At 63.4% G+C, this 21,613-nt stretch carries 23 protein-coding genes and 1 riboswitch; of the genes, 18 read left to right on the forward strand and 5 right to left on the reverse strand.

The genetic code is table 11. The features are described 5' to 3' along the window. Positions 1-102: 102 nt before the first annotated feature. On the forward strand, positions 103-627 hold the full coding sequence (locus E8M79_RS08970; RefSeq protein ID WP_137151578.1) for an NADH:ubiquinone oxidoreductase: 525 nt from the start codon (positions 103-105) through the stop codon (positions 625-627). Here E8M79_RS08970 and E8M79_RS08975 read toward each other — a convergent pair. Next, positions 624-1,562 carry an alpha/beta hydrolase gene (locus E8M79_RS08975; RefSeq protein ID WP_137151579.1) on the reverse strand — a complete coding sequence of 313 codons (939 nt, stop codon included), beginning with the start codon at positions 1,560-1,562 and terminating at the stop codon, positions 624-626. The genes E8M79_RS08970 and E8M79_RS08975 overlap by 4 nt on opposite strands. A gap of 221 nt (positions 1,563-1,783) precedes the next feature. On the opposite strand from E8M79_RS08975, the gene dapA reads away from it, so the two are divergent. Together dapA and smpB are read left to right on the forward strand one after the other, a co-directional pair. Beyond that, entirely contained in the window at positions 1,784-2,659 is an 876-nt protein-coding gene (gene dapA, locus E8M79_RS08980) for a 4-hydroxy-tetrahydrodipicolinate synthase (RefSeq protein WP_137151580.1), read from the forward strand. A gap of 5 nt (positions 2,660-2,664) precedes the next feature. Continuing rightward, on the forward strand, positions 2,665-3,162 hold the full coding sequence (smpB, locus tag E8M79_RS08985; protein ID WP_137151581.1) for an SsrA-binding protein SmpB: 498 nt from the start codon (positions 2,665-2,667) through the stop codon (positions 3,160-3,162). Here the strand turns inward: smpB and E8M79_RS08990 are convergent. Continuing rightward, positions 3,159-3,746 (reverse strand): NYN domain-containing protein, encoded by a 588-nt coding sequence (locus tag E8M79_RS08990; RefSeq protein ID WP_137151582.1) that lies wholly within the window; start codon positions 3,744-3,746, stop codon positions 3,159-3,161. The two genes, smpB and E8M79_RS08990, sit on opposite strands and share 4 nt — an antisense overlap. A gap of 219 nt (positions 3,747-3,965) precedes the next feature. Here E8M79_RS08990 and rpoZ point away from each other — a divergent pair, with 219 nt between their 5' ends. The 10 genes from rpoZ to E8M79_RS09040 all read left to right on the forward strand — a co-directional run bounded on the left by rpoZ (position 3,966) and on the right by E8M79_RS09040 (position 14,619). Then, on the forward strand, positions 3,966-4,334 hold the full coding sequence (gene rpoZ / locus E8M79_RS08995) for a DNA-directed RNA polymerase subunit omega (RefSeq protein ID WP_137151583.1): 369 nt from the start codon (positions 3,966-3,968) through the stop codon (positions 4,332-4,334). 318 nt (positions 4,335-4,652) lie between these two features. After that, positions 4,653-6,941 (forward strand): bifunctional (p)ppGpp synthetase/guanosine-3',5'-bis(diphosphate) 3'-pyrophosphohydrolase, encoded by a 2,289-nt coding sequence (locus E8M79_RS09000; RefSeq protein WP_137151584.1) that lies wholly within the window; start codon positions 4,653-4,655, stop codon positions 6,939-6,941. Beyond that, positions 6,928-7,521: an orotate phosphoribosyltransferase gene (pyrE, locus tag E8M79_RS09005; RefSeq protein WP_137151585.1), complete on the forward strand. Its 594-nt coding sequence runs from the start codon at positions 6,928-6,930 to the stop codon at positions 7,519-7,521. Before E8M79_RS09000 ends, pyrE begins: the two co-directional genes overlap by 14 nt. After that, complete coding sequence (gene acpS / locus E8M79_RS09010; protein ID WP_137151586.1) at positions 7,518-7,934, forward strand: holo-ACP synthase; 417 nt, start codon at positions 7,518-7,520, stop codon at positions 7,932-7,934. The genes pyrE and acpS overlap by 4 nt, the downstream gene beginning before the upstream one ends. Positions 7,935-8,021: 87 nt before the next feature. Beyond that, entirely contained in the window at positions 8,022-8,816 is a 795-nt protein-coding gene (lepB, locus tag E8M79_RS09015) for a signal peptidase I (protein WP_137151587.1), read from the forward strand. Continuing rightward, positions 8,813-9,517 carry a ribonuclease III gene (gene rnc / locus E8M79_RS09020; protein WP_137151588.1) on the forward strand — a complete coding sequence of 235 codons (705 nt, stop codon included), beginning with the start codon at positions 8,813-8,815 and terminating at the stop codon, positions 9,515-9,517. The genes lepB and rnc overlap by 4 nt, the downstream gene beginning before the upstream one ends. 10 nt (positions 9,518-9,527) lie before the next feature. Beyond that, entirely contained in the window at positions 9,528-10,466 is a 939-nt protein-coding gene (era, locus tag E8M79_RS09025) for a GTPase Era (protein WP_137151589.1), read from the forward strand. A gap of 42 nt (positions 10,467-10,508) precedes the next feature. After that, a complete protein-coding gene (recO, locus tag E8M79_RS09030) occupies positions 10,509-11,216 on the forward strand; it encodes a DNA repair protein RecO (RefSeq protein WP_137151590.1) in 708 nt (235 codons plus the stop codon). A gap of 821 nt (positions 11,217-12,037) precedes the next feature. Next, positions 12,038-14,311 (forward strand): DNA topoisomerase IV subunit A, encoded by a 2,274-nt coding sequence (gene parC / locus E8M79_RS09035; protein ID WP_137151591.1) that lies wholly within the window; start codon positions 12,038-12,040, stop codon positions 14,309-14,311. Then, positions 14,308-14,619, forward strand: a complete 312-nt coding sequence (locus tag E8M79_RS09040; RefSeq protein ID WP_137151592.1) for a Dabb family protein — start codon at positions 14,308-14,310, stop codon at positions 14,617-14,619. Before parC ends, E8M79_RS09040 begins: the two co-directional genes overlap by 4 nt. Before the next feature lie 28 nt (positions 14,620-14,647). Here E8M79_RS09040 and E8M79_RS09045 read toward each other — a convergent pair whose 3' ends face one another. Genes E8M79_RS09045 through hemB form a run of 3 tightly spaced genes read right to left on the reverse strand, consistent with a single transcriptional unit; the run spans position 14,648 to position 17,026 of the window. After that, a complete protein-coding gene (locus E8M79_RS09045) occupies positions 14,648-15,373 on the reverse strand; it encodes an arginyltransferase (protein ID WP_137151593.1) in 726 nt (241 codons plus the stop codon). A 59-nt stretch (positions 15,374-15,432) separates the two neighbouring features. Next, entirely contained in the window at positions 15,433-15,951 is a 519-nt protein-coding gene (locus E8M79_RS09050; RefSeq protein WP_137151594.1) for an RDD family protein, read from the reverse strand. A 58-nt stretch (positions 15,952-16,009) separates the two neighbouring features. Further along, positions 16,010-17,026 carry a porphobilinogen synthase gene (gene hemB, locus E8M79_RS09055; protein WP_137151595.1) on the reverse strand — a complete coding sequence of 339 codons (1,017 nt, stop codon included), beginning with the start codon at positions 17,024-17,026 and terminating at the stop codon, positions 16,010-16,012. A 90-nt stretch (positions 17,027-17,116) separates the two neighbouring features. Here hemB and E8M79_RS09060 point away from each other — a divergent pair, with 90 nt between their 5' ends. From E8M79_RS09060 to glyA, 5 genes are all read left to right on the forward strand, one after another. Then, positions 17,117-17,506: a DUF6163 family protein gene (locus E8M79_RS09060; protein WP_137151596.1), complete on the forward strand. Its 390-nt coding sequence runs from the start codon at positions 17,117-17,119 to the stop codon at positions 17,504-17,506. A gap of 222 nt (positions 17,507-17,728) precedes the next feature. Continuing rightward, a complete protein-coding gene (locus E8M79_RS09065; protein WP_137151597.1) occupies positions 17,729-18,238 on the forward strand; it encodes a MarR family winged helix-turn-helix transcriptional regulator in 510 nt (169 codons plus the stop codon). Between the two features lie 309 nt (positions 18,239-18,547). After that, positions 18,548-19,753, forward strand: coding sequence for a L,D-transpeptidase family protein (locus tag E8M79_RS09070; protein ID WP_171015798.1), 1,206 nt, complete (start codon positions 18,548-18,550; stop codon positions 19,751-19,753). An 88-nt stretch (positions 19,754-19,841) separates the two neighbouring features. Further along, on the forward strand, positions 19,842-20,054 hold the full coding sequence (locus E8M79_RS09075) for a serine hydroxymethyltransferase (protein WP_137151599.1): 213 nt from the start codon (positions 19,842-19,844) through the stop codon (positions 20,052-20,054). Between the two features lie 51 nt (positions 20,055-20,105). After that, positions 20,106-20,188: riboswitch (ZMP/ZTP riboswitch) on the forward strand. A 121-nt stretch (positions 20,189-20,309) separates the two neighbouring features. Continuing rightward, positions 20,310-21,611 (forward strand): serine hydroxymethyltransferase, encoded by a 1,302-nt coding sequence (gene glyA, locus E8M79_RS09080; RefSeq protein ID WP_137151600.1) that lies wholly within the window; start codon positions 20,310-20,312, stop codon positions 21,609-21,611. The last annotated feature ends 2 nt before the right edge of the window (positions 21,612-21,613 follow it).

Here is a 21,613-nt window from a genome sequence, read left to right on the forward strand (position 1 = left end):
GTTCCTCCTGGGCTACTACTGGCCCTATCTGGCGGTCGCGCTCCTCATCGGGGCCGTGGTCGGCTGGCGGAGCTTCAGCCCGCCCGGGCGCTGAATCATGCCATGACCAATCTCGCCCACATCGCCGAAACTGCCCTGCTTGTGCTCATCGCCTATGTGCTGGGCTGCGCGCTTGGCTATGGCCTCCATCGCCTGCTGCATGCCGCACAGGGCACCCGCATCGTGCTGCCCCAGCCGCCCGAACCCGTGCCCGAACCGGCTCCGCGCCGTGTGCCCACCCCGGCCGCGCGCCTCGCCGCTGCCGCATCCGATGATCCGCCCGAGCCGCCCCAGCCCATCGCGGCCCCACCGCCGCCGCCCGCCGATCCGCGCCCGCCGGCTTTGTCAGCGCCGCGTGGCGGCACGCCCGACAAGCTGCAGCAGATCAAGGGCATCGGCCCCAAGATCGAGGCGTCGCTGCATGCCTTGGGCATCTATCATCTCGATCAGATTGCCGCCTGGGACCGGGCCAATATCGATTGGGTCGATGCGCGCCTGGCCTTCAAGGGCCGCATTCGCCGCGAGCAATGGGTGGCCCAGGCCGAGCGCCTGCTCTCCGCGCCAGACCGCGTTCTGGCTAGGGACTAAGCCGCGCGCCCCAGCTTGCGGCTGCTGAGCTCCATGACGAATCGCACGATCGCCCCGGCCTCGTCCGTATCCTCGAACAGGGCCGGCGAGCCCTGTCCGGCAATCGTCAGCGCCGTGGCGTCGGGCCGCCGCCGCACCATTTCGTCAAACGTCTCCCGCCGCACCTGATCGCTCAATTGCGTCCGCAGGATCATCAGCGGCGCACAGCGTAGCGCGTCATAAAGCGGCCATTGCGCCATCAGCACATCGTCAAAATTGATTTCGGCCAGCGCCGCCACCAGCCGTGGGTCATAAAGCGGCCGCGCCCGTCCGCGCTTGTCCAGGTAGTGGGTGCGACCCATCAACAGGTCGAGTCTGTCCTCGGCCAGCCCCGGATAGTCCCCGGCCAGCATGCGGCGGAAGCCGGCGCGCACCGTCTTTTCGCCGCGCAGGCTCTCCACATGCGCCAGATTGTTGCGCAAACGCACAATTCCGCGGGAATCGGCGACAGGCCCGGCATCCACCAGCACGGTTCCCGCCAGCAGCAGCGGATGGTCCGCCGCCAGCGCCATGGCCACCTGTCCGCCCTGGCCCTGGCCCAGGATCACCGCCTGGCCAATGCCCAGCGCCGCCAACACTGCCGCCACATCCTGCGCATCGGTCAGCGTGCTGTAGTCCTCGGCGCGCAGTCGGTCATCGGCCCGGCCACGCCCCGGCAGGTCGATCAGCACCACCGGCCAGTCGCTCACGCCCAAATGGTTGAAGTGGCCGGAAAATCCGCTGAAGTCGCTCATGTTGCGCTGATAGCCGGGCAGGCACACCACCGGCAGGCGATGCCGCGACAGCCGCCCGCTCACATGCACCGCCGCAGCCAGTCCATGCGGCAGCGTCACCCGCTGAATGGGCAGCTCGGCAAAGGCGGCATGGTCAGGCGGAAGGGTTCGGGCTCGGGCCAAGGCGCGTGATCCTGTGTTGCCTCCATCTAGCGTCAGCGTCACGCCCGCCTCAAGGCCATTTCTGCTCCTTTGGGGCTTTGCCTTGGCGGACCGGCGCGAACAAGCCGTTGTGAAGCGATCGGATAAAAACTATGGTGCCGGGCGTAAAAACGGCGCTATGACCGTGTCTTGTTATTCGCCAGGGCCTCTGCCCGGCGACCAGTTTGAGGAAATGACGACAAATGCTGCGAGGATCGATTACGGCACTCATCACTCCCATGCGCAATGGGTTGGTCGATGAGAAAGCCTTCGCCAGCTTTGTCGATTGGCAGATCAGCCAGGGCACCCATGGCATCGTGCCGGTTGGCACCACGGGCGAAAGCCCCACTGTCAGCCATGACGAGCATCGCCGCGTGGTCGAGATCGCCATCGAAGTTGCCAACAAGCGCATTCCGGTGATCGCCGGGGCAGGGTCCAATTCCACGGCCGAAGCCGTCTCTCTGGCCCGCTTTGCCGAAGACACCGGCGCCGACGCCGTGCTTTCGGTTGTGCCCTATTACAACAAGCCCAATCAGGAAGGCCTGTTCCAGCATTTCTCCGCCGTGGCCAGCGCCATCGGCATTCCGGTCATTCTCTACAGCGTGCCCGGCCGCACCATTGTCGATCTCACCGTCGACACCATTGCCCGCCTGCGCGATGCCCATGCCAATATCATCGGCGTCAAGGATGCCACCGGCAATATGGAGCGCGCCAGCATGGAGCGGGCCCGCCTGGGCAGCGATTTCATCCTGCTCTCGGGCGATGACAGCACGGCCCTGGGCTTTAATGCTCATGGCGGCCATGGCTGCATTTCGGTCACCGCCAATGTCGCGCCGCGTCTTTGCGCCGACATGCAGGAGGCTTCGCTCGCCGGCGACTTCCGCAAGGCGCTCGAGATCAACGACAAGCTGGTCTATCTGCACAAGGACCTGTTCATGGAGCCCAATCCGGCGCCGGCAAAATATGTCGCCAACCGGCTCAACCTCTGCGCCAATGAGCTGCGCCTGCCGCTTGTGCCGGTCTCCAGCGCCACCCAAGACGCCATGAACATTGCAATGGCGCGCGCAGGTCTTATCTAAGCCTCATGGCCCCCAAGAACGACAAAGCGAAAAACGGTGTGATCAGCCACGGTCTCGTGGCTGAAAACCGCCGTTCGCGCTACGATTACGAAATCGGTGAAACCCTCGAGGCCGGCATCGTGCTGACCGGCACCGAGGTCAAGTCGCTGCGTCTGGGCAAGGCGCAGATCACCGAATCCTATGCCTCGCCCGAAAAGGGCGAGCTGTGGCTGATCAACGCCCATATCCCCGAATATCTGCAGGCCAATCGCTTCAATCACGAGGAAAAGCGGCCGCGCAAGCTCCTGGTCTCGCGCAAGCAGCTGGCCCATCTCGATCAGGAAGTCGCCCGCGCCGGCAATACCATCGTGCCGCTCAAGCTCTTCTTCAACGACAAGGGCTTTGCCAAGCTGCTCATCGGCGTCGGCAAGGGCAAGAAGAACTATGACAAGCGCGAAACCGAGCGCAATCGCGACTGGAATCGCGACAAGTCCCGCATCATGAAGGAGGGTGGGCGGGGCTAGTCCTCGTCCGCCGCGACCGTAACGGGGGCAGGGGCCACCACGGGTGGCCGCGTGCTGGGCGGACGGCCCACGGTCTTGGCCAGGTCGGCCACGTCGAGGAAGAAGTCAGCCTGGCGCCGCAGGTCATCGGAGATCATCGGCGTCGAGGTGGTCAGGGTGGACACCACCGTCACCCGCTTGCCCAGCCGCTGCAGCGCCGCCACCAGCGCAGTGAAATCGCCGTCGCCCGAAAACAGCACCATGTGATCGTAATAGGGGGCGAGCTCGAGCGCGTCGACGCACAGCTCAATGTCCATATTGCCCTTGATCTTGCGGCGGCCACCGGCGTCGGTGAACTCCTTGGCCGGCTTGGTCACGACATTAAAGCCATTGTAGTCGAGCCAGTCGATCAGCGGACGGATCGAGGAATATTCCTGATCTTCCACTAGCGCCGTGTAATAATTGGCGCGCAGCAGATAGGCCTGGGATTTGAACTCCGCCAGCAGGCGCCGATAGTCGATGTCGACTCCGATGGCCTTCGAGGCCGCATAGAGATTGGCACCATCGATAAACAGCGCGATCTTCTCGCGAGGATCAATTGTCATGCTCTAGCCTTCAAAACGGGCCCGTCTCTCGTCGGCGACGAATGACTGTCCGGGGTTCTTAAATTCCACAGAGGATCATTTAATTTCGTTTTGATGACATGTTTTCGCGGCTCTGGCAAGTTGTGCCGCAGTTTGTCCGGCTGTGGCCCACGCTATCCTTGTGCCCAGCGTCATGCTCGTGTATGGGGAGCGCTCATTCCATAAATTTTGGAGACGTCCGTGGCCCGCGTCACCGTTGAAGACTGCATTGAAAAGATCGAGAACCGTTTCGATCTCGTGCTCATGGCTGCGCATCGTGCGCGCATGATCTCGTCCGGCGCCCAGATCACCGTCTCGCGTGACAACGACAAGAATCCCGTCGTGGCGCTGCGTGAAATTGGCGATGGCGCCATCTCCCCCGACGATCTGCGTGAAGACCTCATCCATTCGCTGCAGAAATATGTCGAAGTCGACGAGCCCGAGAGCCATGCCGCCCCCATGATCGAGGGTTCGGGCAGCGACGATGCCGACAGCTTCGACACCATGAGCGAAGAAGAACTGCTGCGCGGCATCGAGAGCCTGGCGCCGCCGGAACGTCGCGACGACTAGACGCCGGCGCTCTGGCGCAAAATCGCTCCAGTGGAGCGATTTTAGGCGGCTAGGCCATGAGAGCTAAGCTCGAATGGCCCAGGTCCTCCGCAGGCACCATCCATTCTGCACCCTCGGCCCGCGCCGGGGGTGTTTTGTTCTCAGCCACAGGCAGGGCTGCGCACAATCCCGCCACACATGCGCGCTAGCAGCGCCATTACGCTGGTCGGGGGTGGAGCAGGGGCATGCAAGCCCGGGCGTCACTTCCTCCATCCCCGACCCTTCCCATTTTCTTTCAATGCGCTAAGCTAAAAACTTAGAGCGAGCGGCGACACTTCCATGATGCGTCAGTATGAGCTGGTCGAACGCGTTCAGGCTTACAACCCGAACGTCGACGAGCAGTTGTTGAACAAGGCCTATGTCTACGCCATGCAGAAGCATGGCTCGCAGAAGCGCGCCTCCGGCGACCCCTATTTCAACCACCCCCTCGAAGTGGCGGCCATTCTCACCGAGCTCAAGCTCGATGACGCCTCCATTGCCGTGGGCCTGCTGCACGACACCATCGAGGACACCGACGCCACCCGCGCCGAGATCGATCAGCTGTTCGGCGCCGAGATCGGCGCCATTGTCGATGGCCTGACCAAGATCGAGCGCCTCAACCTGGTGTCCCGCGAGGAGGCCCAGGCCGAAAACCTGCGCAAGCTGCTCTTGGCCATCAGCCAGGACGTGCGCGTGCTCTTGGTCAAGCTGGCCGATCGCCTCCACAACATGCGCACCCTGCAATATATGCCGCCCGAAAAGCGCACCCGTATTGCCCAGGAAACCATGGACATCTATGCACCGCTCGCCGGCCGCATGGGCATGCAGGATATGCGCAATGAGCTGGAGGACATTTCCTTCCGCATCCTGCAGCCCGAGCACTACAATGCCATCGTCGCCCGGCTCGACGAGATGCAGGTCACCTATCACGAGACCATTGCCACCATATCCAGCGAACTCACCGAGCGCCTGGCGACCGAGGGCATAGCCGCCCGCGTCAAGGCGCGGGTGAAGTCGCCCTTCTCGATCTTCAACAAGATCGAGCGCAAGTCGATTGCCCTCGAACAGCTCTCCGACATGATCGGCTTCCGCGTCATCGTCGGCTCACTGGCCGAGTGCTATCGCACGCTGGGCGTGGTCCACACCAAGTGGAAGGTCGTGCCCGGACGCTTCAAGGACTATATCTCGGTCCCCAAGCACAATGACTATCAGTCCATCCACACCACCATCGTCGGCCCCGGTCGCCAGCGCGCCGAGCTGCAGATCCGCACCGAAGAGATGGATCGGGTGGCCGAATTCGGCATTGCCGCCCATGCGCTCTATAAGGACGGCGCTTCGGCTGATCTCAGCCGCATCGAGAACGAATCCCAGGCCTATGGCTCGCTGCGCTCCACCATTGCGCACCTGACCACCGGCAATTCCTCCACCGAGGATTTCCTGGAATACACCAAGCTCGAGCTGTTTCAGGATCAGGTGTTCTGCTTCACCCCGCGCGGGCGCCTGATTGCCCTGCCGCGCGGCGCCACGCCCATCGATTTCGCCTATGCGCTGCACACCGACATTGGCGACACCACGGTGGGCGCCAAGATCAACGGCGCCATCCTGCCGCTGGTCACCCAGCTGCGCAGCGGCGACGAAGTCGAGATCATCCGCGACCAGAACCATCTGCCGCCCATGAACTGGCTGGGCATTGCCGCCACCGGCAAGGCCCGCGCCGCCATTCGCCGTGCCGTGCGCAATGCCGCCGCCCAGCGCACCCTGGCCCTGGGCGAGCATGTCATCAACATGCTGCTCGAGCGCGAAGGCGTCATGCTGGACGACAGCGAGGCCCTGGCCCTGGCCGAAGCCCTGGGCTCGGCCAATCGGCGTGACCTCTTGGTCGCCGTGGGCGAGGGCAAGATCAGCGCCGAGGCGCTGACCACCGAACTGGCACGCATCAAGGGGCTCAACAAGCGCCGCCGCAAGCTCGACCTGCCCGTGGCCGACACCGCCGACGGCTGGTTCGCCCTGCGCTCGACCGACCTCTACCGCTTCCGCGTGCCCGGCGGCCAGCGCTCGGGTCCACGGGCCAAGACAGCGCTCGCCCAGCTCGATTTCCACATGCCCGTGGCCGTCTCAGGGGAGGGCGTCGTCCCCGGCGATCGTCTGGTCGGCATTCTGCAGCCCGACAGCCCCATGCTGGTCTATCCCATCCATTCCGATGCGCTGATCGACTTGCACGACAGCGATGTCGCTTGGGTCGATGTGCGCTGGAACCTCAACGGGCGGGAAGACCGGCTCTATCCCACCGTCATTTCCATGGAATCGGTCAACAAGCCCGGTTCGCTGGCCCAGATCTCCTCGGCCATCGCTGCCTGCGACGCCAACATCAACAATCTGGTGATGCGGATGATTTCGCCCGACTTTCACCAGATGATCTTTGAAATCGAGGTGCGTGACCTTGCGCAACTCACCGATGTTCTGGCAACGCTCAAGCGTAGTCCGGGCCTGAGCGCCGTGCAGCGCGCCGGCATCCGCGAAGCCTCGATGATTTCGACGCTCGAATGGGACGGCAAGATCGACAAGAGGTTTAGCGATGAACAAAGATGAGGTCCTCGACATTTTCCGCGCCTGCGGGGCCATGCTGGAAGGCCATTTCATCCTGTCGTCGGGCCTGCGCTCGCCGGTGTTCCTGCAGAAGGCCAAGGTCTTCCAGTATCCCGCCCAGACCGAAAAGCTCTGCCGCGCCCTGGCCGACAAGATCCGTGCTGACGGCTTCGGCGGCGTGACCAAGGTCGTCTCGCCCGCCATCGGCGGCATCATCCCCGGCTATGAGACCGCGCGCCACCTTGGCCTGCCGGCGCTCTATACCGAACGCGTCGAGGGCCAGTTCGAGCTGCGCCGCGGCTTTGAGATCAGCCCGGACGATCAGGTCATTGTCGTCGAGGACATTGTCTCGACAGGCCTCTCCATCCGCGAATGCGTCGAGGCCCTGCGCCGTATCGGCGCCAATGTCGTGGCCGCCGCCTGCCTGATCGATCGCTCGGGCGGCGAGGCCGATGTCGGCGTGCCGCTGGTGAGCCTCATCGAATTCAAGGTTCCCGCCTATCCCGCCGACCAGCTGCCGCCCGAACTGGCCGCCATTCCCGCCATCAAGCCCGGCAGCCGTGGCATTCAGGGGGTCAAGTGATCCTCGGCCTGGGCTCGGACCTCATCCAGATCCATCGCGTCGAGCAGACGCTGGAAAAATACGGCGAGCGCTTCACCCAGCGCTGCTTCACCGAGATCGAGCGCCGCAAGTCCGACCGCCGCGCCCAGCGCGCCGCCTCCTATGCCAAGCGCTTCGCCGCCAAGGAGGCCTGTTCGAAGGCCCTGGGCACCGGCATTTCCTTGGGCGTCTATTGGCGCGACATGGGCGTGGTCAATCTGCCCTCGGGCAAGCCCACCATGGTGCTGACCAATGGCGCCGCCAAGGCCCTGGCGCGTCTTGTGCCGCCCGGCCACACGCCCCACATCCACCTCACCATCACCGACGATGCGGGCCTGGCCCAGGCCTTCGTCATCATCGAGGCGCTGCCCGACGCGGCGCCACAAACCATCTAGCCTTTTCCATTTTGCCCGCCGGGCAACGCAATTGACCCGGCGACCGCAACGGACTAACCCTGCGTCGCTAGCATTTCGGGGAATTTCATGAGCCAGCCTGCTGACAAGCCTGCACCCAAGTCTGCGACCAGCGAGTGGCTCGATACCATCGTCGTGGTGGTCGAAGCCCTGCTCATCGCCATTGTGCTGCGCTCCTTTCTCTACCAGCCGTTTTCCATCCCCACCGCCTCCATGCAGCAGACCCTGATGATCGGCGACTATTTCGTCGCCAACAAGTTTGTCTGGGGTTACGGCAAGCATTCCTTCTCGCTGGGCCGCTATGGCGATTTCACCGCGCTCGATTTCGAGCTGCCCATCGCCAACCGCATCTTCGGCCGTGAGCCCAATCGCGGCGACATCGCCGTGTTCCGCCCCGTGCCGCAGAATATCGAGTACATCAAGCGCGTCGTCGGCCTGCCGGGCGACACCATCCAGATGAAGGCCGGGCGCCTCTATATCAACGGCACCATGGTCGAGCGCGAAGAGATCGGTAAGGCCCAGGATACCGATAGCGAAGGCCGCACCGTCGACGTCACCGTCTATCGCGAGACCTTCCCCGAGGGCACTGTCCACACCATCCAGGAAATCTCCGACGCCGGCCCGCTCGACGACACCTCCGAATATGTGGTGCCCGCCGGCCATTATTTCATGATGGGCGACAACCGCGACCGCTCGGCCGATAGCCGCGTGCTCAGCCAGGTCGGCTATGTCCCGGCCATCAACCTGATCGCCAAGGCCGAGGCCCGCTTCTTCTCCATCAAGGACAATATTCCGCCCTGGCAGATCTGGCAGTGGCCGGCCAATGTGCGGTGGGACCGCATGTTCCAGACGATCGACAGATGAGTCGAGGCGCGCGCGATCACGAAAAACTGCAGTTCCGACTGGGCTATCGCTTCGCCGACCCGGACCTGCTCAATCGTGCGCTCACCCATTCCAGCGCCGTCTCCCCGGCCAAGCGCATCGAGCGCTCCTATCAGCGGCTGGAGTTCCTGGGTGACCGGGTGCTCGGCCTGGTCGTCGCGGACATGCTCTATCGCCGCTATCCCAAGGCCAATGAAGGCGAGCTGAGCCGCACGCTCAATACCCTGGTGCGCAAGGAAACCTGCGCCATCATCGCCCGCACGCTCAATCTGGGGTCCGAAATGATCCTGGGCGAAAGCGAAGCCCGCACCGGCGGCGCCGAAAAGGAAGCCATTCTCGGCGACGTCACCGAAGCGGTCATCGGCGCCATCTATTGCGACGGCGGCATGGGCAAGGCCTATGACTTCGTCGAGCGCATGTTCGAGGAATTCCTCGCCGACGGCCAGGCCAACAAGGCCGACGCCAAGACCACGCTGCAGGAATGGGCCCAGGCCCGCGGCCTCGAGCCCCCCACCTATACCCAGATCGAACGCACCGGGCCTGACCACGCCCCCAATTTTACCATCGCCGTCACCCTGGGTGATTTCGAACCGTTGAGCGCCACCGGCCCGTCCAAAAAGATCGCCGAACACAAGGCCGCCGAACTGTTCCTGATCTCCCAGAAGGTGTGGCCCGCCCTTTGACAGGAACCCCATGACCGAAACGACACCGATCGATCTCACCCAGCCGACCGATACATCCTGTGGCTTCATTGCCCTGGTCGGCGCGCCCAATGCCGGCAAGTCGACGCTGCTCAATTCCCTGGTCGGCACCAAGGTGTCCATCGTCACCCACAAGGCGCAGACCACCCGCAGCCAGGTGCGCGGCGTGGTCACCACCGACAAGGCTCAGGTGGTCTTCATCGACACCCCCGGCATTTTTGCCCCCAAGCGCCGGCTCGATCGCGCCATGGTCGATAGCGCCTGGGGCGGGGCAGGCGATGCCGATATCGTCGGCTTCATCATCGACGCCGAGCGCGGCATCACGCCCGATATCGACAAGCTCCTCGAGGGCCTGGCCAATATCAATCATCCGCGCATCCTGATCCTGAACAAGATCGACACAATCAAGAACGAGGCGCTGCTGGCCCTCAGCCAGACGCTCAATGAGCGCCTGCGCTTTGAAGCCACTTTCATGATTTCCGCCCTCAAGGGCCATGGCGTCGGCGATCTGATGGATTGGTGCGTCAAGCACATCCCGCCCGGGCCCTGGCATTTCCCAGAGGATCACCTCACCGATCTCACCATGGCCATCACCGCCGCCGAGATCACGCGCGAAAAGCTCTTCCTGCGCGTGCATGACGAGATCCCCTACAATTGCACCGTCGAAACCGAGAGCTTCAAGATCCAGAAGGATGGCTCCTACAAGATCGACCAGGTGGTGTATGTCACCCGCGACAGCCACAAGAAGATCGTGCTCGGCGCCGGCGGCCAGACCATCAAGACCATCGGCCAGGAAGCCCGCAAGGAGCTGATGGAGATGTATGAAGTCCCCATCCACCTGTTCCTGTTCGTCAAGGTGCGCGAGAAATGGGGCGACGACCCTGAGCGCTACCGCGAAATGGGGCTGGAATACCCGCATGGCAAGGACTGATGTCCAGCCGCCACCCGGTCCCGCCGCAACAGGTCTGATGCCATGGAATGGACCGGTGAAGCCCTGCTGATCGGCGTCCGGCGTCACGGCGAATCCAGCGTGATTGCCGAGGCCATGGTGGCGGGCAGGGGGCGTCACTTGGGCCTGGTGCGTGGCGGACGGACACGGCGGCTCTCGCCCGTGCTGCAGCCGGGCAATACCATCCAGCTCACCTGGCGCGCCCGCCTTGAAGACCAGTTGGGCATGTTCACCGTCGAACTCCTAGAGGCCCGCGCCGCCGCCCTGATCGAGGATCGCACGCGGCTCTATCTCAGCCAATTGGTCTGCGAACACCTGCGCCTCTTGCCCGAGCGCGATCCGCATGATCGCCTGCTCGGCATGGCCCTGCGCCTGATCGACAGCCCGCCCGACGGCGTCGCCCTGGCCCGCTTCGAGCTGGCGCTGCTGGACGATCTCGGCTACGGCCTCGACCTCACCCAATGCGCCGTCACCGGCGTCACCGACGATCTCACCCATGTCTCGCCCAAATCGGGCCGCGCCGTCTCCCGCGCTGCCGCCGCGCCCTATCTCGACCGCCTGCTGCCGCTCCCCAGCTTCCTCACCGCCCGCGGCAACGCCAGCCCCCACGACATCGCCGACGCCCTGCGCCTGACCAGTCATTTCCTCGACACCCAGGTCTGGGGCCCACGGCAACTCCAGCCATCGCCGACCCGCGAAATCCTGAGCGAGGTTTTAAGCCGCGAGGAGTGAGGCGGGCGGGCACCGACCGAAGCACGCCGCCCCTCAGAACGACCGCAAAGCCCTCCCCACCCACGGTGTCACCCCGGCCTTGAGCCGGGGCCCATCCTGAGATTGTGGGCCTGCCGCGAGGTGGTCCGGACAGTCCACCTTGCGGCTGTGGCGCTATCTCAGGATGGGTCCCCGCTTACGCGGGGATGACACCGTGTGTGTCGGGGCACGGTTTCACCTCACCGACCGCGCGTCACCCTCGGGCTTGACCCGAGGGCTCTGCACTGGCGGAGCGATGGTCAAGTGAAGGCCCCTCGGGTCAAGCCCGAGGGTGACGTTCGGCGCTGAGAGGTCCGACCAGTGTTTGGGCTTGTGCCCTTTGCCTCTCCACCCTCGGAGCGGCCCCTCCCCCTTCAGGGGAGGTTGGGAGGGGTGACAGGGAGCCCCGATATCGCGGCTTATCCCCCTTCTCCCCACCCCCAAAATCCTGTGCCACACTGACCCCATCACCCCGCACGGGCGGCCTGCAGGCGAACAGTGGTGGGGTGAGCCGGGTGGGGAACGCCTTCTCCACAGGTTTGCGGGCGAGTTGCCAGTGTAGGGGCGAGCGACCTCTGCCGCTCGTTCGGCTCCAAAAACCGGCGCTCCGGGGCGGTTGTCGTCTCACTTCAAGAATTCACCAGAGGCGAAATCCGCCCCGGGGTCCGTCCAGCGCATGAAAACCGCACCGCAGGCGGCGCTTTGACACGCCCAAACCCGTGCAAAACCAACTGACTCCGCCCGCAAGCGATCCCCAGCGGCTATACTGATTTCCTGATTCGTTCTCTTTGGAATGCCCGCCGATGGCCGACAGCGATACCTTGCCGCCTGCCGACGACCAGCGCGTCGTCGATCTCAAGCAGGCGCTTGAGGAACGGTACCTCTCCTATGCCCTGTCCACCATCACCCAGCGCGCGCTGCCCGATGCTCGCGACGGGCTCAAGCCCGTGCACCGCCGCATCATCCACGCCATGCGCCTGCTCAAGCTCGATCCGGGCCAAGGCTACAAGAAATCCGCCCGCATCGTCGGCGACGTCATCGGTAAGTTCCATCCCCATGGCGACCAGTCGATCTATGACGCCCTGGTCCGCCTGGCGCAGGATTTTGCCCTGCGCTACCCCCTGGTCGATGGCCAGGGCAATTTCGGCAATATCGACGGCGATAACGCTGCCGCCATGCGTTACACCGAAAGCCGCATGACCGATGTGGCCATGCGCCTGCTCGATGGCATCGCCGAGGATGCCATCGACTTCAAGCCCACCTATGACGGGGAAGACGAAGAGCCCGTCGTGCTCCCGTCCAACTTCCCCAATCTGCTGGCCAATGGCTCCACCGGCATTGCCGTGGGCATGGCCACTTCCATCCCGCCGCACAATGTCTCCGAGCTGTGCGACGCGGCCCTGCACCTGATCAACGTCAATCCGCAGGCGACCGCCCATGACCTGACGCAATACGTCAAGGGCCCCGACTTCCCCACCGGCGGCATTCTGGTGGAATCGCCATCCTCCATCGCCCAGTCCTATGAGACCGGCCGCGGCTCCTTCCGCCTGCGCGCCAAATGGGAGATCGAGGAAACCGGCCGCGGCGTCTATCTCATCGTCGTCACCGAAATTCCCTATGGCATCCAGAAGTCGCGCCTGGTCGAAAAGATCGCCGAACTGCTGCTGGCCAAAAAGCTGCCGCTGCTCAAGGACGTGCGCGACGAAAGCTCGGACGATATCCGCCTCGTGCTCGAGCCGCGCGCCCGCACCGTCGATCCCGTCATCCTGATGGAACAGATGTTCAAGGTCAGCGACCTTGAAACCCGCTTCCCGCTCAACATGAACGTGCTGGACAAGGGCGCGGTGCCCAAGGTCATGGGCCTGCCGCAAGTGCTCAAGGCTTGGCTCGAACACCGCAAGGAAGTGCTGGTCCGCCGCTCGCGCCACCGCCTCGAACAGATCGCCCATCGCCTAGACGTGCTGGCCGGCTATATCATTGCCTATCTCAACCTCGACGAGGTGATCCGCATCATCCGCGAGGAGGATGATGCCAAGGCGAGCCTCATGGCCACCTTCGAGCTCAATGACGTGCAGGCTGAAGCCATTCTCAACATGCGCCTGCGTTCTTTGCGCAAGCTCGAGGAAATGGAACTGCGCAAGGAGCACGAGACCCTCACCGACGAGAAGGGCCATCTCGATGCGCTCCTCGCCTCCGAAAAGCGCCAGTGGGGCGTCATCAGCACCCAGATCGAGGCGCTCAAAAAGGCCTATCCGCTGTTTGAGGCCGATGGCGTCACCCGCCATGCCCTGGGCAGCCGCCGGACCGAGCTCAAGGCCGCCCCCGATGCCGATCTCTCCGAGGTCACCGAGGCCTTTATCGAGCGCGAGCCCATCACCATCATCCTCTCCGAAAAGGGCTGGATCCGCGCCCCCAAAGGCCATGCCATCGACGTCAATGATGACAAGGGCTTCAAGGCCGGCGACCGGCTCAAGCTGACGCTCAAATGCGAGACCACTGACAAGCTGCTGATGCTCACCACCGGCGGCAAGGTCTATACCCTGGGCGGGGACAAGCTGCCCGGCGGCCGCGGGCAGGGCGAACCGGTGCGCATCATGGTCGACATGGAAGAGGGACAGGACATTGTCGATCTCTTCATCTACCGCCCCGGCCAGAAGCGCATCATTGCCTCGTCCAATGGCTATGGCTTCATCGTCAGCGAAGACGAGATGATCGCCAATACCCGCAAGGGCAAGCAGATCCTCAATGTCACTGCCCCCGACGAAGCGCGCCTCTTGGTCCCAGTACAGGGCGACCGGGTCGCCGTCATCGGCCAGAACCGCAAGCTGCTGGTCTTCCCGCTGACCCAGCTGGCCGAAATGAGCCGCGGTAAGGGCGTGCGCCTGCAGCGCTACAAGGATGGCGAGATTTCCGATCTCAAAACCTTCTATGCCGCCGATGGCCTGACCTGGACCGATAGTTCGGGCCGCACCTATACCAAGCCCACTGAGGAATTGACCGACTGGCTGGCCGATCGCGCCACCGCCGGCCGCCAGCCCCCCAATGGCTTCCCCCGCAACAACAGGTTTGTCGGATGATCCGCCACTGCGTCTTTGTGAAGTTCCGTGCCGACGTCTCCGCTGAAGAACGCGCCGGCATCTATGCCCAGCTCGGGGATCTGGTGGGCCAGATCGACGGCCTGTTGCGCGCCGATTTCGGCGCCAATGTCTCGCCCGAGGGCGTGTCCAAGGGCTTCAACGACGGCTTCATCATGGACCTGGCCGACGCCGCCGCGCGCGACCGCTATCTGGTCGATCCCGCCCACCAGGCCGCCGGCGCGCGCCTTGTCGCCGCGCTCGAAGGCGGCGTCGATGGCCTGATTGTCTTTGATCTCGAGATGAACTGAGGCGTCCGTCGCAGCCGTGCGGCGCGCCCTAGAGCGGGCACCAGCCGAGCGGGCCGCGCTGCACTTCCAGGGGCCGGTATTCGGCCTTGTAGGCCATCTTGGGCGAATCCTTCACCCAATAGCCGAGATAGACATAGTCGAGGTCCGCCGAACGAACCTGCTCGATATGGTCGAGAATGAGAAACGTGCCCAGGCTCCGATGGGCCAGGTCGGGGTCGTAGAAGGAATAGACCATCGACAGCCCATCCTGCATCACATCGGTCAGCGCCACGGCCACCAGCGGCTGGCCGGGATGGTGCTGCAGCCGGTACTCCACCAGCACGGACTGCACCGGCGTATCCTCGACCATATATTCATAGTCTATCATGCTCATCTGCGTCATGCCGCCGCCGGCGTGGCGCGAGTCGAGGTAGCGTTTGAACAGCGCATATTGCTCTTCAGTCGCCGCAGTGGGCCGCACTTCGATGCTCAGATCGTCATTGTTGCGCAGCACGCGGCGGAAGCGCTTGGAGGGCACGAAATCATTGGCCACGATCCGCACCGACTGGCAGGCATTGCAGCCCTCACAGGCCGGGCGATAGATCAGGTTCTGACTGCGGCGAAAGCCGTTCTCGCTCAGCAAATGGTGCAGGGTCGACGCGCGGCGCCCGGTGAGATGCGTGAAAAGCTTCCGCTCCTGCCGCCCGGGCAGGTAGGGACAGGGCATCGAGGCCGTCAGAAAGAGTTGCGTCGTCTCAGGCGATTGGTCGGTCATCAAGGACCCTTGGCTGCTGCCGGGCCATTGTACGCCTGCCGGCCAGCCGCCGCAATTGCTCAAAAAGCGCTGCGGTGCTGCGCGGACTGTGCATTCCAATGCCGCACCATGGGCGAGCGACGCAGCATCAGCGTGCCGGTGATCAGGTCATGGATCATCTGCCGGCGCGGCGTGAACAGCGCGAACAGCAGCGACACCGGCCAGGAAATCCAGGTGGTGATCCAGAACACGCCCGCATGGATGAAGGCCATCCAGCCATCAAGCGGCTGCCCGCGCGTCGGCGTCAGCACGATATCCATGGCCTGCATGCCCAGCGTGGCCCGGCGCGGCGAACCCAGCGTGGCGGCATAATAGAGCACGATACTCGCCGGCACGACCACGGTCAGCGCCAGCCAGCCCAACCCGAAGGTCAGAAAGCCGGCAATCAGCCCCACCAGCGAGAACGCCACGATCATCATGCTCATCACGATGACGTCGATCACGAAGGCAAAGACGCGCCGCGTCAGCAGGCCCTCGAACAGCTCGGGCGCCGTTTGCGGGTCGGGCAGGGCAGGGATGTCAGTCTGGGTCTGGTCCATGCCCAAGAAATTGTCACGACCAGGCCCGGGTGCAAGAGGTCGGTTACAAAAATGTGGCCTAGCGCCCCAGCTCCCGCGCCACTTCCAGCGCGAAATAGGTCAGCACGCCATTGGCGCCGGCCCGCTTGAAGGCATAAAGGCTTTCCAGGATCGCGCCTTGGCGGTTGATGGCGCCGGCCGCCGCCGCGAACTCGATCATCGCGTATTCCCCGCTCACCTGGTAGGCGTAGATGGGAATGTTGAAATTGTCTTTCGCGCGACGGACGATGTCGAGATAGGGCATGCCCGGCTTGACCATGATGCTGTCGGCGCCCTCGGCAATATCCTGCTCGATTTCGCGCAGCGCCTCATCGGAATTGGCATAATCCATCTGATAGGTGCGCTTGTCGCCCTTGAGGCGGCTGCCGGTCCCCACCGCTTCGCGGAAGGGGCCGTAATAGAAGGACGCATATTTGGCCGCATAGGCCATGATCTGTGTCTGCTCGAAGCCAGTGTCATCCAGCGCCGTGCGAATGGCGGCCACGCGCCCGTCCATCATGTCGGAGGGGGCGATGATGTCAGCCCCGGCGCGCGACTGCGCCAGCGCCGATTTGATCATCACCTCGACCGTCTCGTCGTTGAGAATTTCGCCGTCGCGCACCAGTCCGTCCTGGCCGTCGCTGGAGTATTCATCCAGCGCCACATCGGCGATCAGCCCGATCTCAGGCACGGCGCTCTTGATGGCACTCAGCGCCCGGCACATCAGATTGTCCGGATTATATGCCTCGGCCCCGTTCTCGCTGCGCAGATGGTCCGGCGTATTGGGAAACAGCGCCAGCGCCGGAATGCCGGCATCGCGTGCCGCGCGGGCTGCTTCGACGCACAGGTCAATGCTCAGCCGCTCGACGCCCGGCATGGTGCGGATCTGCGTCTTCTCATTATGGCCCTCGATGACGAACAGCGGCCAGATCAGGTCGGCCGGCGTCAGGACCGTCTCGCGCACCATGGCGCGGCTCCAGCCGGCGCGGCGCGTGCGGCGCAGGCGGCGCCCGCCCAGAAAGTCCATATCGTGCTTGGTCCAGGGCTCGCTCATCATCGTCTCCGTGTTGCCAGCGGTTTAGCAGCGCCCGTGCGGCACTCCAAGCTCCGGCTTGTCGCATCCCCGCCATGCAGGTACAAAACCGCCATGGAACTGACAGCACCCGCCATCGGCATCTATATCCGCATCATCGCCATCCTCAGCCTGATGCTGGGCCTGAGCGACGCTGCGCGCCTGCTGGGCGTCAATCTGGGCGCCACCAGTCCGCTGACGGCCATGGGCATGACCGGTTTTGTCTATCTGGCCATTTTCGCGCTGGCGCGGCTGTTCGCGGCCGTAGGCCTGTGGATCAAGGCGAGTTGGGGCGCTGTGCTCTTGCTGGGCGCTACCGGCATCGAATTGGCGCTCTATCTGGCCGGCAGCACCGACGTTGCCATGTCGGCCGTGGGCTTTGCCCTGCGCCTGGTTCTGCTGGTCTCGATCATCATCATCTTCGTGCTCCGGCAGCGCCAGCGCCGCGCCCACGCCGGCGACTGACTCATCCTTGCCGGTCAGGCTTTTGTTACGCTTTGGTGGCGTTCACACCCGCGTAAGGTTACAATTTTCTCTACTGGTGTAACGAAGCATAAAGCCAAATTCTCATTGCATTCCAGTAAGATGCTTTTAATCACGCTGCTTAGGGCGATCTTAGAATGGTCGCCGTATTTTAGGCTCATGAGATGCGAAAAATCGCACAGACTTAAAGACAGTGAGGCTTAAATGGCATTCAAATCCAACGCAGCCGAGGCCGTGGCCCCGGAAGGCACCCAGAGCTTGAAGCCGCTTTATCTGGAAGCTGTTTCCCGGGTTGAGCGTCTGCATCGCCGCCTGCTCGATCTCATCAAGGATGAGTTCGACCGCATGGGCTGGGACGACATCAATCCGGTACAGGCCCTGCTGATGTTCAACATCGGCGATGCCGAACTGACCGCCGGGGAGCTGCGCTCGCGTGGCTACTACCTGGGTTCCAACGTCTCGTACAATCTCAAGAAGCTGGTCCAGACCGGCTATATCTTCCAGGAGCGCTCGCGTTCCGATCGCCGTTCGGTCCGCATCAAGCTGACCCCCAAGGGCGAGGAAGTGGCCGAGGTGATCGACGAGCTCTATGATCGCCACCTCAAGTCGATCGACAAGGTCGGCGGCCTGGGCGATGATGAATTCGATGGCCTGAACAAGGCTCTCGCCCGCCTCGAACGCTTCTGGGTCGACCAGATCCTCTACAAGCTCTAGGGCGCGCGGCGACCCCACTGTTGCGGCAGTGCCACACTGTCTCCGAAACGCCGGCCCGCCAGGGTCGGCGTTCGCATTTTCGCCCCAAATCGCCGGCAAACGGTGCCATTACGGGCTTGGAAACCATTACCAGATTAGACATCGACTTTGCTGTGGACTGGTTCACATGCGCTTGACTGCGTTGTGACCGGTGCGTGGCGATGGTAATTAATCCAACTGTTCTGGCGGCCAGACATTTCGGGTGAATCAATGCGGCTTAATCGACGTTCTCTTCTTCGCTATTCCGCGATCGCAGGGGCCTCCCTGGCGATGCCGGCGGTCCTGCGGGCGCAGGAAAGCGACTCCACGTTCGATTTGTTCGAGCGCAATCGCGTCTTGCGCGACGCCGACAAGGGCGGCAACACCACAGCCGCCGAGGCGCTGATTGCCACCAACGAGCCCATTCTGTCGTTTGACACTGTCTATAATTTGCAGATGGCCATTTCCCAGTACGAGCCCTTCGTGGCCGCCGGCGGCTGGGAAGAGATCCCGCAGGAAGCCTTCCGCCTGCAGCTCGGCCAGACCGGCCGCGGCGTCATTCCGCTCAAGCGCCGCCTGATTTCCTCGGGCGACATGGAAATGGTGCAGAACGTCAGCGACATCGTCGATGCGGCGACCGACGCTGGCGTGCGCAAGTTCCAGGCCCGGCATGGTCTGGTTATCACCGGCCAGGTTGACGAGGCCACCTGGTATGCCATGGCCGTGCCCGCCCAGCAGCGCCTGCAGCAGCTCTATCTGAACTATACCCGCGTTCAGAGCATGGCCGCCAATCTCAACCCGCGCTATGTCGTGGTCAATATTCCGGCCGCCACCATCGAGGCCGTCAACGACGGCATGGTCGAGCAGCGCCACACCGCCGTGGTTGGTCGCGTTGATCGCGCCACCCCGATCATGGCCTCCAAGGTTACCCAGATCAACTTCAACCCCTATTGGCATGTGCCCAAGTCGCTGATCGAGCGCGATCTGACCAAGTACATGAAAGAGGATCCGGAATATCTGGCCAAGCAGAACATCCATATCTATGACGGCAGCGGCAACGAGATCTCGCCGGCCAGCATCGACTGGAACAATCTGGGCAATGCGATCAACTACATGTATCGCCAGGAGCCCGGCGCCGCCAATTCCATGGGGCACTGCAAGATCAACTTCTTCAACCCCTATGACTGCTATCTGCACGACACGCCGGCCAAGGCGCTGTTCGACGAGAATGCGCGCTTCCATTCCTCCGGTTGCGTGCGCGTCGAGGGCGTCAACACGCTGGTCAACTGGCTGCTGCGCGACAATGGCGACTGGGACCAGGCCAAGGTCGACGCGACTTTCGAGTCCAACCAGCGCCTGGATGTGGAGTGCAAGGCCCGGGTGCCGCTGCACACCACCTACATCACCGCCTGGGCCAATCGCCAGGGCACCGTCAGCTTCCGTGACGACGTCTATAAGTTCGATGAGCAGGGCAAGGTCAGCTTCGAAACGGCCTGATCTCCTGTTTGCCAAAAGTCTCCCGACGCCCTCCCATGTGGAGGGCGTCGCTGTTTGGCGCGCCACAGAATCCTGCTAGACTGCCACCATGGGGCAGGGCGAGGTCTATTTCGAATTTGCACAGGTCGGCCGGCAGATGCGCGTGGCCGCCATCGATGCCGATTCCGGCACCGAGGTGATTGTCATCGCTCCCCTGGTCGCGACGCGCATCCAGATGCAGCAGCTGGCGCTGGCCAAGCTGCGCCGCAAACTGGCTGAGGCGCCCCCAACGCCGCCCACCAACCCCGGCAAGTTTGCCTGAACAGCGCCGCGTTTTTTCCCTTTCGCTGCGCGGCATTCTGCGCCATAAATGCCGCGTTCGCGCGACTGGCGAGAAGAGATGGGTAACCATCGGGGAACGCGAACCTTGTAGAGCCGCTCGCCTGGGCACCCATTTGTTCAACAGGGGAGCCCCCATGCTATTATCCCACCCGTCCCGGCCTTGGAATCGCGCTTCGTGGCGTGATAAAGCCACCAGCACGCCAATCTGTTTCGCCCCTTGCGAGGTTCTTGTCCCATGAGCGCCACCACAGCCCCCTCGCTGTTCCCCAATTTCTTCACCAATTCGATTGCCGACACCGATCCGGAGCTGGCCACGGCCATTGGCAATGAGCTGGATCGCCAGCAGGGCGAGATCGAACTGATCGCCTCCGAGAACATCGTCTCCAAGGCGGTGCTCGAGGCCCAGGGCTCCGTGCTCACCAATAAGTATGCCGAGGGCTATCCGGGCCGTCGCTACTATGGCGGCTGCCAATATGTTGACGTCGCCGAGACGCTGGCCATCGAGCGCGCCAAGCAGCTGTTCGGCGTCGAATATGCCAATGTGCAGCCCAATTCCGGCTCTCAGGCCAACCAGGGCGTCTATCAGGCGCTGATCCAGCCCGGTGACACCATTCTGGGCATGTCGCTGGACGCCGGCGGTCACCTGACCCATGGCGCCAAGCCGAACCAGTCCGGCAAGTGGTTCAATGCCATCCAGTATGGCGTGCGCAAGCAGGACGGTCTGGTCGATATGGAACAGGTCCGCACCCTGGCCCGCGAACACCAGCCCAAGATGATCGTGGCCGGTTTCTCTGCCTATTCCCGCGTGCTTGACTGGGCCGAATTCCGCGCCATCGCCGATGAAGTCGGCGCCATCCTCTTCGTGGATATGGCGCATGTCGCTGGCCTTGTGGCCGGCGGGCAGTATCCCAGCCCGTTCCCGCATGCCCATGTGGCCACCACCACCACGCACAAGACCCTGCGCGGCCCGCGCGGCGGTCTGATCCTGACCAATGACGAAGCCATCGCCAAAAAGATCAACTCGGCCATCTTCCCAGGCATCCAGGGCGGCCCGCTGATGCATGTCATCGCCGGCAAGGCCGTCGCATTCAAGGAAGCGCTGCAGCCCGAGTTCAAGGCCTATGCAGCCCAGGTCGTGGCCAATGCCAAAGTGCTGGCCGAGACCCTGGTCAAGGGCGGCGTCGATATCGTCACCGGCGGAACCGACAACCACCTCATGCTCGTCGATCTGCGCCCCAAGGGCCTGACCGGCAAGGCGACCGAGGCGGCGCTGGAGCGGGCGCACATCACCTGCAACAAGAATGCGGTGCCGTTCGACCCGGAAAAGCCGGCCATCACCTCGGGCGTTCGCCTGGGCACACCGGCCGGCACGTCGCGCGGTTTCGGCGAGGCCGAGTTCAAGCTAATCGGTGAACTGATCATCGAAGTGCTCGATGGCCTCAAGGCCAATGGCGAGGACAACAATGGCGCCGTCGAGGCCCAGGTCCGCGCCAAGGTCAAGGCGCTCACCGACCGCTTCCCCATCTACGGTCAGTAAGG

Origin of the sequence: Devosia sp. FKR38 (assembly GCF_005222805.1) — a bacterium.
Classification (GTDB): domain Bacteria; phylum Pseudomonadota; class Alphaproteobacteria; order Rhizobiales; family Devosiaceae; genus Devosia.